At 33.7% G+C, this 13,239-nt stretch carries 12 protein-coding genes and 1 pseudogene; 7 read left to right on the top strand and 6 right to left on the bottom strand.

Translation table 11 applies throughout. The features are described from left to right. Positions 1-128 precede the first annotated feature (128 nt). The gene (locus ACSVH2_RS05075) at positions 129-728 is read left to right on the top strand and encodes a ribonuclease HII (RefSeq protein WP_438092068.1); all 600 of its coding nucleotides are present in this window, start codon (positions 129-131) and stop codon (positions 726-728) included. 126 nt (positions 729-854) lie between these two features. On the opposite strand, the pseudogene ACSVH2_RS05070 reads toward ACSVH2_RS05075, so the two are convergent. Beyond that, positions 855-1,025 (bottom strand): annotated as a pseudogene (locus tag ACSVH2_RS05070) (lipoyl(octanoyl) transferase LipB); the annotation flags it as partial. A 163-nt stretch (positions 1,026-1,188) separates the two neighbouring features. Next, positions 1,189-1,887, bottom strand: coding sequence for a lipoyl(octanoyl) transferase LipB (gene lipB, locus ACSVH2_RS05065; RefSeq protein ID WP_438092067.1), 699 nt, complete (start codon positions 1,885-1,887; stop codon positions 1,189-1,191). Positions 1,888-2,161: 274 nt separating this feature from the next. Here lipB and lysS point away from each other — a divergent pair, with 274 nt between their 5' ends. The 3 genes from lysS (at position 2,162) to ACSVH2_RS05050 (ending at position 4,844) form a co-directional block, all read left to right on the top strand. After that, the gene (gene lysS / locus ACSVH2_RS05060; protein ID WP_438092066.1) at positions 2,162-3,853 is read left to right on the top strand and encodes a lysine--tRNA ligase; all 1,692 of its coding nucleotides are present in this window, start codon (positions 2,162-2,164) and stop codon (positions 3,851-3,853) included. 109 nt (positions 3,854-3,962) lie between these two features. Continuing rightward, entirely contained in the window at positions 3,963-4,445 is a 483-nt protein-coding gene (locus ACSVH2_RS05055) for a hypothetical protein (protein WP_438092065.1), read from the top strand. A gap of 69 nt (positions 4,446-4,514) precedes the next feature. Beyond that, a complete protein-coding gene (locus tag ACSVH2_RS05050) occupies positions 4,515-4,844 on the top strand; it encodes a hypothetical protein (protein WP_438092064.1) in 330 nt (109 codons plus the stop codon). 51 nt (positions 4,845-4,895) lie between these two features. Here the strand turns inward: ACSVH2_RS05050 and hemL are convergent, their stop codons facing one another. From hemL to ACSVH2_RS05030, 4 genes are all read right to left on the bottom strand, one after another. Next, positions 4,896-6,182 carry a glutamate-1-semialdehyde 2,1-aminomutase gene (gene hemL, locus ACSVH2_RS05045; protein ID WP_438092063.1) on the bottom strand — a complete coding sequence of 429 codons (1,287 nt, stop codon included), beginning with the start codon at positions 6,180-6,182 and terminating at the stop codon, positions 4,896-4,898. A 31-nt stretch (positions 6,183-6,213) separates the two neighbouring features. After that, on the bottom strand, positions 6,214-7,110 hold the full coding sequence (locus ACSVH2_RS05040) for a glucosaminidase domain-containing protein (RefSeq protein ID WP_438092062.1): 897 nt from the start codon (positions 7,108-7,110) through the stop codon (positions 6,214-6,216). Continuing rightward, entirely contained in the window at positions 7,103-8,005 is a 903-nt protein-coding gene (locus ACSVH2_RS05035; protein WP_438092061.1) for a 1-aminocyclopropane-1-carboxylate deaminase/D-cysteine desulfhydrase, read from the bottom strand. Before ACSVH2_RS05035 ends, ACSVH2_RS05040 begins: the two co-directional genes overlap by 8 nt. 81 nt (positions 8,006-8,086) lie before the next feature. Beyond that, on the bottom strand, positions 8,087-10,009 hold the full coding sequence (locus ACSVH2_RS05030; RefSeq protein ID WP_438092060.1) for a T9SS type A sorting domain-containing protein: 1,923 nt from the start codon (positions 10,007-10,009) through the stop codon (positions 8,087-8,089). Positions 10,010-10,427: 418 nt separating this feature from the next. On the opposite strand from ACSVH2_RS05030, the gene ACSVH2_RS05025 reads away from it, so the two are divergent. From ACSVH2_RS05025 to ACSVH2_RS05015, 3 genes are read left to right on the top strand one after another with little or no spacing between them, the layout of a single operon-like run. Then, positions 10,428-10,604, top strand: coding sequence for a DUF5522 domain-containing protein (locus ACSVH2_RS05025; protein WP_438092059.1), 177 nt, complete (start codon positions 10,428-10,430; stop codon positions 10,602-10,604). A 59-nt stretch (positions 10,605-10,663) separates the two neighbouring features. Continuing rightward, complete coding sequence (locus ACSVH2_RS05020; RefSeq protein WP_438092058.1) at positions 10,664-12,640, top strand: urocanate hydratase; 1,977 nt, start codon at positions 10,664-10,666, stop codon at positions 12,638-12,640. Positions 12,641-12,655: 15 nt separating this feature from the next. Continuing rightward, positions 12,656-13,186, top strand: coding sequence for a DUF4136 domain-containing protein (locus ACSVH2_RS05015; RefSeq protein WP_438092057.1), 531 nt, complete (start codon positions 12,656-12,658; stop codon positions 13,184-13,186). Positions 13,187-13,239: the final 53 nt, after the last annotated feature.

The raw sequence follows: 13,239 nt of genomic DNA, 5'->3' as shown, positions 1-13,239 counted from the left end.
ATTGTAGCCATATGATAATGTTTTAATGATATTTGCATAACATAAAGTATTGATACAAAAAACTTTGTTAGGTTGCGTAAATTTTGATATTTTATTTAAAATAATGTTAATGTTTTTAAAATCAGCCATTGCTACAAAATAAATTTTCTAATTATTCTACAGAATGCGGTACCGATGAAGCAGGAAGAGGTTGCCTTGCTGGTCCTGTTACTGCTGCCGCTGTAATACTACCTGATGATTTCGAATTAGAAGTATTAAATGACTCCAAACAACTTTCCGAAAAAATAAGAGAACAACTAAGACCTATTATAGAAAACAAAGCCATCGGGTTTTCGGTAACACATATAGACCATAGTATAATTGATGAAATAAACATTTTAAACGCATCCATCAAAGCCATGCAGGAAAGTATTGTGAAATTAATTCCTATACCTAATTATATAATAGTAGATGGAAACCGATTCAAATCCATAAACAACATTCCTTTTTCAACGATTATAAAAGGAGACAGTAAATTTATGAGTATTGCCGCAGCTTCTGTTTTAGCCAAAACCTATCGCGACGACTACATGAATATAATTCACGAAGAATTCCCTATGTACAATTGGAAAAAAAACAAAGGCTACCCAACACAAGAACATCGTGAAGCAATCAGAAAATATGGCATCACCAAATACCACAGAATGTCTTTCCGATTATTACCCGAACAGTTAAAACTTGATATTTAACCATAAAGTTAACGCTACACAAAAAAAGTGCCTCTCAAGTTCCAACCTTAAATGACCTTAAATTTCTTATATGGTAAAAAAATTAGCAACCTTGTGAACTTCACGCCTCTTTTGTAATCTTCGTGGTTAAGAATAAAATTCAGCTTCAAATAATTCTGAAAAATGGGTGAGAATTTTTTCTTTCACTTCTTCCTCATCAATTAGTCGCCCAAGTTCAACATGCAAAGAAGTAACCGCCTTCCCTTTTATCCCAAAAGGAATAATCGTATCAAAATAACCCAAATCAGCATTGACATTTCAATTATTACCCCCAACAGTTAAAACTTAATATTTAATCACAAAGAAAACGCTATACAAAAAAAGGACCTTTAAAGCTTCAAACTTAAATGACCTTAAATTTCTTATATGGTAAAAAAATAAAAACTTTGTGAACTTCGCGATTCCTTTGTGCTCTTAGTGGTTATGAATAAAATTCAGCTTCAAATAATTCTGAAAAATGGGTGAGAATTTTTTCTTTCACTTCAACCTCGTCTAACGCTCTTCCAAGTTCAACATGCATCGAAGTAACCGCCTTCCCTTTTATCCCACACGGAATAATATTATCAAAGTAACCCAAATCAGCATTGACATTCAAAGCAAAACCATGCATCGTTACCCAACGCGAAGCTCGAACTCCCATCGCACAAATTTTCCGAGCAAAAGTCGTTCCCACATCAAGCCAAACTCCAGTTTCTCCTTCACTTCGAGTTGCTTTCAAACCATATTCCTCTAAAGTAAGTATTATCACTTCTTCCAAAAAGCGCAAATACTTGTGGATATCAGTAAAAAAGTTTTCCAAATCCAATATCGGATAACCCACAATTTGTCCCGGACCATGATACGTAATATCACCACCACGATTTATTTTATAAAAAGTGGCACCTTTGGCTTCCAATTGTTTTTCAGAAAGCAACAAATTGGTCATGTCTCCACTTTTCCCCAAAGTATACACATGCGGATGTTCCACAAATAGAAAATAATTAGGGGTATCAACAGCAGTTCCTTCTCTCCTATTCTGAATTTTTAAATCAACAATAGCTTTAAATAATTCTTCCTGATAATCCCAAGTATCCTTATAATCTTTTGCGCCTAAATCTTGAAGTTGGATTTTTTTATTCATGGTTATAAAAGTAGAAGCGCAAAGTTACAAACTTTAATGTTACATTATAGATACTCCATGGATACTCCATAGATAAAGCATAGATAGTGTATGGATAGTGTATGGGTAATGTATCATTAGTGTATGGATAGTCTATGACACAAGTATGGATAAGGTATAAATAAGGTATTGATAAAGTATGAAAACACTATTGCCATTTTACAAAAACTTTTAAACTCTTAAACTTTTAAACTTTTAAACTAAAACCTATCTTTGCACGCTTAAATACAATACTATGCAACTTTCGGAACAAGAAATCATTAGAAGACAGAAACTAAACGCATTACGCGAATTAGGCATAAACCCTTATCCAGCGGATTTATTTCCTGTTGATCATACTTCAAAACAGGTCAAAGAAAACTTCGAAGAAGGAAAGAAAGTGATTTTGGCAGGTCGTATCATGAGTGACCGTGACATGGGGAAAGCTTCATTTGTGGAATTACAAGATAGCGAAGGAAGAATTCAATTGTATTTCAATCGTGATGTGCTTTGCCCTGACGAAGACAAAACATTATATACTCAAGTTTTCAGAAAATTAACCGACTTAGGTGATTTCATCGGCATAGAAGGCGAATTGTTTTTAACCAAAGTAGGCGAAAAATCAGTACGTGTAGATAAATTCACTTTTTTAAGTAAAACATTGCGTCCATTACCGCTTCCTAAAAAAGACGAAGAAGGAAATGTGCACGATGCTTTTAACGATGCTGAATTGCGTTACCGTATGCGTTATGTGGATTTAGTCGTAAATCCGCAAGTGAAAGAAGTTTTTATCAAAAGAACCAAATTATTCTCTGCCATGCGTAACTTTTTTAACGCTGCAGGTTATATGGAAGTAGAAACTCCAGTATTGCAATCTATTGCTGGTGGTGCTGCGGCGCGTCCGTTTATAACCCATCACAACGCTTTGGACATTCCTTTATATTTGAGAATTGCCAACGAATTGTATTTAAAAAGATTAATCGTAGGTGGTTTTGATGGTGTTTATGAGTTTTCTAAAAATTTCCGTAACGAAGGAATGGATAGAACGCACAATCCAGAATTTACAGCTATGGAAATCTATGTGGCCTACAAAGATTACAATTGGATGATGGAATTCACAGAAAACCTATTAGAATATTGTGCCAAAGAAGTAAACGGAACAACCGAAGCTACATTTGGCGAATATAAAGTAAACTTTAAAGCTCCTTATGCAAGAGTTACCATGACCGATGCCATCAAGCAATTTACAGGTTTTGATATCTCAGGCAAAAGCGAAGCCGAACTTTTTGCAGCTGCCAAAGAAATGAATATCGAAGTAGATGAAACTATGGGGAAAGGAAAATTAATCGATGAGATTTTTGGCGCAAAATGTGAAGGCAACTTCATCCAACCGACATTTATTACTGATTATCCAAAAGAAATGTCACCGTTGTGTAAGGAACATAGAGATAATCCCGAATTGACGGAACGTTTCGAATTAATGGTTTGTGGAAAAGAAGTCGCCAATGCTTATTCAGAATTAAACGACCCAATTGACCAACGCGAACGATTCGAAGCACAGTTACAATTAGCCGAACGTGGTGATGATGAAGCCACTCAATTTATCGATAATGATTTCCTTCGTGCATTGGAATATGGAATGCCACCAACCTCAGGTTTAGGAATTGGAATGGATAGATTAATAATGTTTTTAACCAATAACGCTTCCATTCAAGAAGTGCTTTTCTTCCCGCAAATGCGACCAGAGAAAAAACAATTGGATTTAACCGAAGACGAAAAAGTAATCCTCAGTTTATTAAAAACAGAAAACAATCAGTCACTTTCTCAATTGAAAGACAAATCAAAGTTGAGCGGCAAAAAATGGGATGCTGCTATGAAAGGACTTTCAAAACATGGACTAACCAAAGTAGTCGTTGACGGCGAAAACAAAACAGTAGTTTTAAACTAAATAATTCTAGGAACTCAATTGAGTTCCTTTTTTTATAAAATTATGTTAAAGATTAAACCTTTTAAATATGGGTATGTCCTATTGCAACATAACTTAAAAAATAATAAAGATGAAATCAAACAGTAATGAATTCCAAAAAAGTAATTTTAGAATAGTCAGTAAAAAATTGGTTGTTGCCCTATTATTAATTGTTGGTCTCACAGCAATAGGACAAGAAAGAGAAATGAAAAGAGCCAATGCTGAAAAATATGCCTCGTTAACTTCAGAACAAAAAGTGGAACTTCAAGTGAAGAAAATGGCTAAAGACCTAGACTTAAATGAAAAGCAAATTAAGGACATGAAAGTTTTAGTTGCAAAAGAAGTTGAAAAAAGAGAGCGCAAAAAAGCTGAAATGGAAGCACTAAGAGCTCAAAAAAGAAAAGAAATGAAGCAAGATAGCATTGCTAAAAGCCAAGAAATGAAAAAGATTTTAACAACTGAACAATTTGCGAAGTGGGAAAAAATCCGTGAAGAAAGAAGAGAAAAAATGAAAGAAAAAATGTCTCAAAAAAAGAGATCAAAAGATTTAATGGAGATTCCAGAGGAGAAATAGAAAATAAATTTTGCAATTCAATTAAAATAAATTAGTTTTGAAATAATTATCAAATTAAAATTAAGAAAAATGAAAAAATTAATTGCTGTTGTAACTTTACTGTTAGCATTTTCAATAAATGCAAATGCACAAGACAAAACTGAGTTGACTTCAACCGATAAAGGCACAAAAGAAGCTGCAATGTTAACAGAATATCTGGGGTTAAACGACACTCAAAATGCTGACTTCGCTAGACTTTTTATTCAAAAACATACTGTTCTAGAAGACAAATCGTTAACTGCAGAAAGAAAGCAAGAATTATCAAGAGTAGTTGATGCAAAAATAAGAGCTTCTCTTGATGGAAATCAAATAGAAAAATTAGAAAAAAACCCAGAATTATTTAAAACTTTAATTAATTAATATCTGTTTAAATCCCAAAAAAAAGTCTCGATTAAATCGAGACTTTTTTATTTATAATGTTTTAGCAACAGTATCAATTGCTTTAATAGTAAAATCTAAATCTTCATAGGTCAAAGCATCAGTAATAAACCAAGTTTCATAAGCTGATGGTGCAATATAAATTCCTTCATTTAATAATCCGTGGAAGAATTTCTTAAAAGTTTCATTATCGCCGTTTTTAGCGGTTTGAAAGTCAACCACAGGATTGGCATCAAAATGCACTGAAATCATAGAACCTACTCTATTTATGGTGAAAACAACATGGTTCTTTTGCAACACTTCCCGAATTCCATTTTCCAGATAAGCTGACTTGGCTTCCAGTCTATTAAAAACTTCTTGATCTGCATTCAATGCTTCAAGCATAGCCAATCCCGCAGCCATAGCCAACGGATTTCCTGATAAAGTTCCTGCTTGATATACTGGACCAATTGGTGCTAGATAATTCATGATTTCATTGCGCGCAGCAAATGCTCCAACAGGCAAACCGCCACCAATAACTTTTCCAAAACATACTATATCTGCTTTTACATTATACAGTTCTTGTACACCACCTTTGGCCAGACGAAAACCAGTCATCACTTCATCAAAAATTAACAACGTATCATTAGCATCACAAAGTTGGCGAAGTGATTGTAAAAAACCAGTTTTCGGCGGAACACAACCCATATTCCCAGCAACAGGCTCAATAATAATGGCCGCAATTTCATTTTTATTAGCTTCAAACAAAGCTTTTACATTTTCCAAATCATTATAATTGGCCAATAAAGTGTCTTTTGCCGTTCCTTGTGTAACTCCAGGACTGTTAGGAGTTCCAAATGTACTTGCGCCACTTCCAGCCTGGATTAAAAAAGAATCAGAATGACCATGATAACAGCCAGCAAATTTTATGATTTTATCTCTTTTTGTAAATCCTCTAGCCAATCGAATGGCACTCATACAAGCCTCTGTTCCCGAATTCACAAAACGAATTTTATCAATATTAGGCACCATTGAAATAGCCAAAGCTGCTATTTTAGTTTCCAATTCTGTAGGCATTCCAAAAGAAGTTCCTTGTTTTGTCCTTGCAATTACAGCATCGACAACTGGTGGAAAGGCATGACCTAAAATCATTGGACCCCAAGAATTAATATAATCAATCAATCGATTATCATCTTCATCATAAACATAAGCGCCTTTGGCACTTTTGGCAAAAATTGGAGTGCCACCAACACCTTTGAATGCTCTTACAGGTGAATTGACTCCTCCAGGAATAACTTTTTCAGCTTCAATAAATAATTGACTGCTTCTTTGATAAATCATATCGTAAATGGATTTTTAAAATGAGACTATTTTATTTAACAATTATACTTTGACCAAGAGATAAAGTATTGTCTGTTAAATTATTTTTCTTTTTCAATTCTTCAATAGAAATATTGAATTTTTTGGAAATGGAATACAATGTATCGCCTTTTGTAACGGTATATATTTCAGCTTTACTGTCATAAACGATAGGTTGTGACTTTACAATTGGAGTATAATCTTTTCCCAAAACTTCCGCATCATATTTTCCTAATTGATAACGCTCTATTAATCCAATTAGCTTATCTGGATACTTAGGATCTGTAGCATAACCTGCCGTTTTTAGTCCTTTTGCCCAGGCAACATAATCATCTTTGCCTAATAGAAATAGAAGTGAATATCGTGGTCTACTTGTTAAAAAATAGGAATGATCTCGGAAAGATTCGCTTGGATCTTTGTATTTTCTAAAGCATTCGTTTTCAGCATCATCAGTATAACTTATACTTGGTCCTGTCCATTCTTTATGACATTTTATCCCAAAATGATTATTGGCTTGCACACTCAACGGACCAGTTCCTGCACCCGATTCTAATATGGCTTGGCCAAGTGTAATACTGGAAGGTATTCCTGTTTTTAACATATTGTCTTTGGCAATTTCTTTATATTTTTCAATATAAGCCAACACCATTTGAGTAGTAACTTTTACCCTAGTTGTCGCTTCCAAAACTACAGAGGAATTATCCTGATTTGAAACTGATACTGTAGTTTTTTGGGTTTCCACATCAGGTTTCTTTTGGTCTGTTGGTTTGTGAATTGGCTTTCTAGTCGATTGTACGACTGAAGTTCCAGACTTTCTTGGGTCTGGTTTTGAAGTTCTTACCACAGCATTATTGGTGCCACACGACACAATAAACATACTGATAAACAATAAAATTAATTTCCTATACATTTATATTAATTTCGATTTGGTTTTTTTGTCGTAAAACATTGTTCATTCCTGTAACTGCTTGTAATCCTCCCGTATGAATAAGTAATATTTTTGAATGTTCTGGAAACCATTTTTTTTCTATTAAATCCAAAACACCAAAGACCATTTTGCCCGTATAAATTGGATCTAAAGGAATATTATATTTCAGAAAGAAATCATTAATAAAAATTATTAACTCCTCCGTAACTTTTCCATAACCTCCAAAATGGTAATCCGTTACTAAATTCCAATTACTATTTTTAGCAAAATTACGAATATCTTCTGTTAGAAAATCACCTTTCAATGCTGGAAATCCCAAAACTTGTTGACCAGGTTTTGAACAATTAATTATTCCCGAAATGGTTCCTCCAGTTCCCACTGCACAACAAATAAAGTCAAATTCAGTATCATCTTCTGTCAAAATCTCTTCACAGCCTTGAATGGCTAATTCATTTGTTCCACCTTCGGGCAAAAGATAAAAATCTCCATACTGCTCTCCTAATCGATTTATAAATTGTGGATTACTCTTATCCCTATAATTTTCTCTTGAAACAAACTCAAAAACCATTCCGAAATCTTGCGCTTTTTTCAAAGTTGGATTGTCGGCAATTTTGTCACATAACTCTTCGCCTCTAATGATACCGATAGTATTAAAACCATGTTCTTTTCCTGCAGCTGCCACTGCCAAAATATGATTGGAAAAAGCGCCACCAAAAGTCAATAAAGTTTCTTTATTTTCCTTCTTAGCTTGAAGGATATTGTATTTTAATTTTCTAAATTTATTTCCTGAAATATACGGGTGTAATTCGTCCTCACGCTTAATGAATAGCGTGTAATTAGGGTGTTCAATTTGAATTTTTTGATTATAGCTTTCCAAAAAATAACTTTTTGCAAAGGTACGAAATACACAAATTTTATACTATGAAAAGCAATTTTAAATCGCTTTTCATAAATTAATTTAGTTAGAAGACACGATGATTTTTTGAACCATTTTTCGATTATCAGTAGTAGAAACTTCTATTAAATAAACAGAGTCGGCTAAGCCACTTGTTGAAAATTGATAACTATTTTGAAATCCTAATCTTTGTTTGTCAAAAATTAGTTTACCTGTTAAATCATAAAGTTTTGCAGATTTTAATTCTAATAAGTTAGGATTATGAACTGTAACCGTTTGATTGGTATTATTTTGAGTGATAATTAGATTGGATTTAATATCATCATTGATACTCAACGAAGAATTTTTGAAGGTGATTTCAAAGCGATTATTATAAACTCCAGATGGTAAAGTTATATCAAAATTATTGTTTATAATATCATGGTAAAGTCCTGTCGCTCCATCAAATAAGTAAACATTATCAGAACCATTAAAATTAATGATATTGGCAACTTTTATTTTAAAAGAACATTGTTCTGATGCTTTTAAAGTAAACGGGATTCTTTTATCAATATCAAAAGGCAAAGTTGAAATTACGAATGGGTCTAAAACACCAATTATTGAAAGAAATGCATCATTAGCAAAATCGTCCTTATTATAATATGCATCAAAAGCTTGCTCATAACCATCAAAAGCATTAGGATTAAATGCAATTGTCACCTCTTTAGTAAACTGATTATTTATAATGGTATGTAACTTTATTTGAGGCACGAGATCTTTAGAAAATTGAGTGTAATCAACACCTGCAACATTTGGAATTTCTTCCCAGTTTTGACTATTATTTGTTTGACTAACATTATTAATTCTTTCAAATTGCGAATTAGATATAGTAGGGTCAATTCCTTCTTGTCTGAAAACTCTATAAATATTTTTCATTTGAGCATTTCCATTTGCAGTACCTTGCACCATAAATCCTTGCCCAACAGGAGAAAACATTCTTCTGTAGTTAGAACCCGAACTTCCTCCAGTTGTGTTAAGAGAGCCATCAATATTATAGGTATTCCAAGTTGCACTATTGTATGTTCCTGGACTATTAGCGTTTGAATTATTGGCAACATAATAGCCATAACCACCAACATATTGTATCAAAACATGGGAATTAGCAGGTTTTACATGTTCCCAGAAATAAGCGGTACCATTGATAACATTTACTGGACCACCAATTGTTACAGCACCTGTTGAATAATTGACATTATACCCACTATTTTCTAATAAAAAATAATTTAAATTGATGGCGGAAGAATATGGATTTCCAGTTAAAGTATTATTGGCATATTGTGTTCCAGTCACTTGTGCCGCAACAGGAATGTTAATAGTTCCGTCATTAGGTTTTCCTCTAAAATCATAGCGTTGTTTACTACCAGGATTATTAAATTCTGTTTCACCAACATTGGTTAAATCGGTGCCACTTGTTCCTTTCATAGTAAATCCCTGCCCAGTTAGTATATCTGTATTAGCTGCCGATTGAACCCATTGAGAATAATTTGAAGAGGATAAAAATCTCCAAATCCAATATGAGGCAATTGTCAGTGAACCAGTTCCCGAAACACCATCATAGGTAGCGCTACTAATAATGGCGGGGTTTGACGAAGTTAAAGTTGTTGGAACATTTAACATTGTAATCCCAAAAGGTTCATTACCAACTAAAGCTGAAGCATTACCAACTGGTGAACACCAATAATTATATCCATAATTATTTACTGTTCCTTCTTGAAAAACAGATAATTTACCAATTCCTTTATTTACGCCGCCAACAGTTGTTCCGCCTTGCAATAATTGACCTTCATTTCTTAAATAAAAATTACTGTTGGCACCATTCAGTTCAACATCACTAGTTACATAAACCAAACTATTTTTGTTAAATACATAACTATTGTTACTCACATAAAGTTGTGCCTGTAAATTTACAGATAAGACAAACATTAAAATAAACAGTAACTTCCTCATTTTGAAATAATTTTGACGAATGTAAAAATAGAATAATAAACTTAAACAAAAAAATAATTATTGTTTAATAAATTTTAGATGATTAAGCAAGAACCTATTGTTTAAAAAGTTAAGGTCTTTCTCATTTTCATAGGCTTCTCTTTCAAACGAAATGTTTTTATATGCAGTTTTCCAATTTCTAAATTGAAAAAAACGAACTAAAAACTCCATTCCATACCAAATAAAAAAAAGCACGATAAGCAATTCCAATTGCTGACGAAGATGAATTCTTTCATGATTTAATAATACCAAATCGTTTTTACATTCCTTAAATTTTAAAAAAACAAAAGGGAAAACAGTAATGCTATTAAACCCTCTTGGAATTAAATATTTTGAAACGATTAGAATCATTACTTAGAAAGTCTTTAAATTTGTAGCTATGAATGACCAAAATAACGAAAATAAATTAATTGAAGGTGAAGATTATTATTTGACCCCTGAAGGCTATCGTTGCTTCACTGAAAAATACCATCTAAAACGGGGTTACTGCTGTCGTAGCGGTTGCCGGCATTGCCCTTATGGATTTGATAAAAAAACGGGCACAATTAAAAAGTAAGGAGTGCTCAGTCGCAGTATTCATAGATTAAAAAAAACAATACAATTTACATTAAAAAAATGACATTTCAAGAGCAAATAATACAAGGAATTCCATCGATTTTACCACAACCAAAACCCTATGAAGTTAACATAAATCATGCGCCAAAACGCAAAGAAATACTCTCAAATGAGGAAAAAAAGTTAGCGTTGAAAAATGCTTTGCGCTATTTTGAACCTAAACATCATGCTGAATTGATTCCTGAATTCAAAGTTGAATTAGAAACTTACGGAAGAATTTACATGTACCGTTTGCGTCCTGATTACAAAATGTACGCACGACCAATTTCGGAATATCCAGGAAAATGCGAACAAGCAAAAGCTATCATGTTGATGATTCAAAATAATTTGGATTATGCCGTGGCACAACATCCACATGAATTGATTACATATGGAGGAAATGGAGCTGTTTTTCAAAATTGGGCACAATATTTATTGACCATGAAGTATTTGGCAGAAATGACCGAAGAGCAAACTTTGGCAATGTATTCTGGTCATCCAATGGGATTATTTCCTTCACATAAAGAGGCACCACGAGTTGTAGTTACAAACGGAATGGTAATCCCAAATTATTCCAAACCTGACGATTGGGAAAAAATGAATGCACTAGGCGTTTCCCAATATGGACAAATGACTGCTGGAAGTTATATGTACATCGGTCCGCAAGGCATAGTTCACGGAACAACCATCACAGTTTTAAATGGATTTAGAAAAATAAAAAAATCTCCAAAAGGTGGTTTATTTGTAACTTCTGGACTTGGAGGAATGTCTGGCGCACAACCAAAAGCAGGAAATATTGCAGGTTGCGTAACAGTTTGCGCCGAAGTAAATCCGAAAATCACACACATTCGTCATTCTCAAGGTTGGATTAATGAAGTAATTGAAAATATTGATGAATTAGTACCAAGAGTTAAAATTGCCTTAGAAAATCAAGAAGTAGTTTCTATAGCTTATTTAGGAAATGTAGTTGATGTTTGGGAACGATTTGACCAAGAAAACCTGCATATCGATCTAGGTTCCGATCAAACTTCACTGCACAATCCTTGGGCTGGAGGTTATTATCCAATTGGATTTACCTTTGAAGAATCTAATGATTTAATGGCTAATAATCCAACAAAATTCAAAGAAGAAGTTCAAAGCACCTTGCGACGTCATGCTTCCGCCATCAATAAACATACTGCCAAAGGAACCTATTTTTTCGATTACGGAAATGCCTTTTTGCTAGAAGCTTCTCGAGCTGGAGCCGATGTTTTTGCTGAAAATCACATCGATTTCAAATACAACAGTTACGTCCAAGATATTATGGGACCAATGTGTTTTGATTACGGTTTTGGCCCTTTCCGTTGGGTTTGTGCTTCTGGAAATCCAGATGATTTAGCCAAAACCGATAAAATTGCCTGTGATGTTTTAGAAGAAATGATGAAAAACTCGCCTGCTGAAATTCAACAACAAATGGCCGATAATATTCAATGGATAAAAGGTGCACAAGAAAATAAATTAGTCGTTGGTTCTCAAGCAAGAATCCTTTATGCTGATGCTGAAGGAAGAATAAAAATAGCCGAAGCTTTCAATCAAGCCATTGCTCGTGGAGAAATTGATTATATTATTTTAGGTCGTGATCATCATGATGTTTCGGGAACTGATTCGCCTTATCGTGAAACTTCCAATATTTATGACGGTTCGCGTTTCACTGCCGATATGGCCATCCAAAATGTTATTGGTGATAGCTTTCGTGGTGCTACTTGGGTTTCTATTCACAATGGTGGCGGAGTTGGTTGGGGCGAAGTAATAAATGGTGGATTTGGTATGGTTCTTGATGGTTCTTCAGAAGCGTCAAGACGCTTAGAATCAATGCTTTTTTGGGATGTGAACAACGGAATTTCAAGAAGAAGTTGGGCAAGAAATGAAGGAGCCATTTTTGCAATAAAAAGAGCGATGGACACGCAACCTTTATTAAAAGTTACCATCCCTAATTTAGTTGATGAGACTTTATTGTAACCAAAATTTATAACCATGAAAAAGTTTGTCTTTTTTTCGTTTTTCGTATTACTACTTTCCTCTTGTAGTACTGTGAAAGTGTACTCAGATTATGATAAAAAAGTAGATTTTACAACCTACAAAACCTTTGCCTTTTACAAAGCTGGAATTGATAAAGTTGAGATATCTGATTTAGACAAAAGAAGAATTTTAAATTCGATTGATGATGTATTAACCACAAAAGGACTCACCAAAAGTGAAACTCCCGATTTACTAATTAATTTTTTTACTAAAGAAAGAGAGCAAGTTGACGTAAACCAATTCAATATGGGTTGGGGTTATGGCTGGGGTTGGGGTTGGGATCCATGGATGTGGGGTGGAAATACTTCTGTAAACAGATATGTTGAAGGCACATTATTTATAGATTTGATTGATGCCAAGAAAAAAGAATTAATTTGGCAAGGTGAAGGAATAGGTGTTTTAACCAAAGACACAAATAAAAAAGATGAACTCATAAAAGAATTTGTCACAAAAATTCTAGAACAATATCCACCGGAAAAAAAGTAGCACTGTTCAGATAAAAAATACACAAACCGCAATAGTAAATGTTGCGGTTTTTT

It is taken from the genome of Flavobacterium sp. RSB2_4_14 (genome assembly GCF_051547085.1).
Taxonomy (GTDB): domain Bacteria; phylum Bacteroidota; class Bacteroidia; order Flavobacteriales; family Flavobacteriaceae; genus Flavobacterium.
The sequence above is the reverse complement of the archived record's forward strand: the minus strand, read 5'-3'. Positions and strand labels throughout refer to the sequence as shown.

Excerpts from the sequence above, each read along its gene's own strand:
- lysS (WP_438092066.1), top strand. The coding sequence starts at position 2,162 with ATGCAACTTTCGGAACAAGAAATCATTAGAAGACAGAAACTAAACGCA.
- hemL (WP_438092063.1), bottom strand. The coding sequence starts at position 6,182 with ATGATTTATCAAAGAAGCAGTCAATTATTTATTGAAGCTGAAAAAGTT.
- ACSVH2_RS05030 (WP_438092060.1), bottom strand. The coding sequence starts at position 10,009 with ATGAGGAAGTTACTGTTTATTTTAATGTTTGTCTTATCTGTAAATTTA.
- lipB (WP_438092067.1), bottom strand. The coding sequence starts at position 1,887 with ATGAATAAAAAAATCCAACTTCAAGATTTAGGCGCAAAAGATTATAAG.
- ACSVH2_RS05055 (WP_438092065.1), top strand. The coding sequence starts at position 3,963 with ATGAAATCAAACAGTAATGAATTCCAAAAAAGTAATTTTAGAATAGTC.
- ACSVH2_RS05025 (WP_438092059.1), top strand. The coding sequence starts at position 10,428 with ATGAATGACCAAAATAACGAAAATAAATTAATTGAAGGTGAAGATTAT.
- ACSVH2_RS05020 (WP_438092058.1), top strand. The coding sequence starts at position 10,664 with ATGACATTTCAAGAGCAAATAATACAAGGAATTCCATCGATTTTACCA.
- ACSVH2_RS05015 (WP_438092057.1), top strand. The coding sequence starts at position 12,656 with ATGAAAAAGTTTGTCTTTTTTTCGTTTTTCGTATTACTACTTTCCTCT.
- ACSVH2_RS05050 (WP_438092064.1), top strand. The coding sequence starts at position 4,515 with ATGAAAAAATTAATTGCTGTTGTAACTTTACTGTTAGCATTTTCAATA.
- ACSVH2_RS05040 (WP_438092062.1), bottom strand. The coding sequence starts at position 7,110 with ATGTATAGGAAATTAATTTTATTGTTTATCAGTATGTTTATTGTGTCG.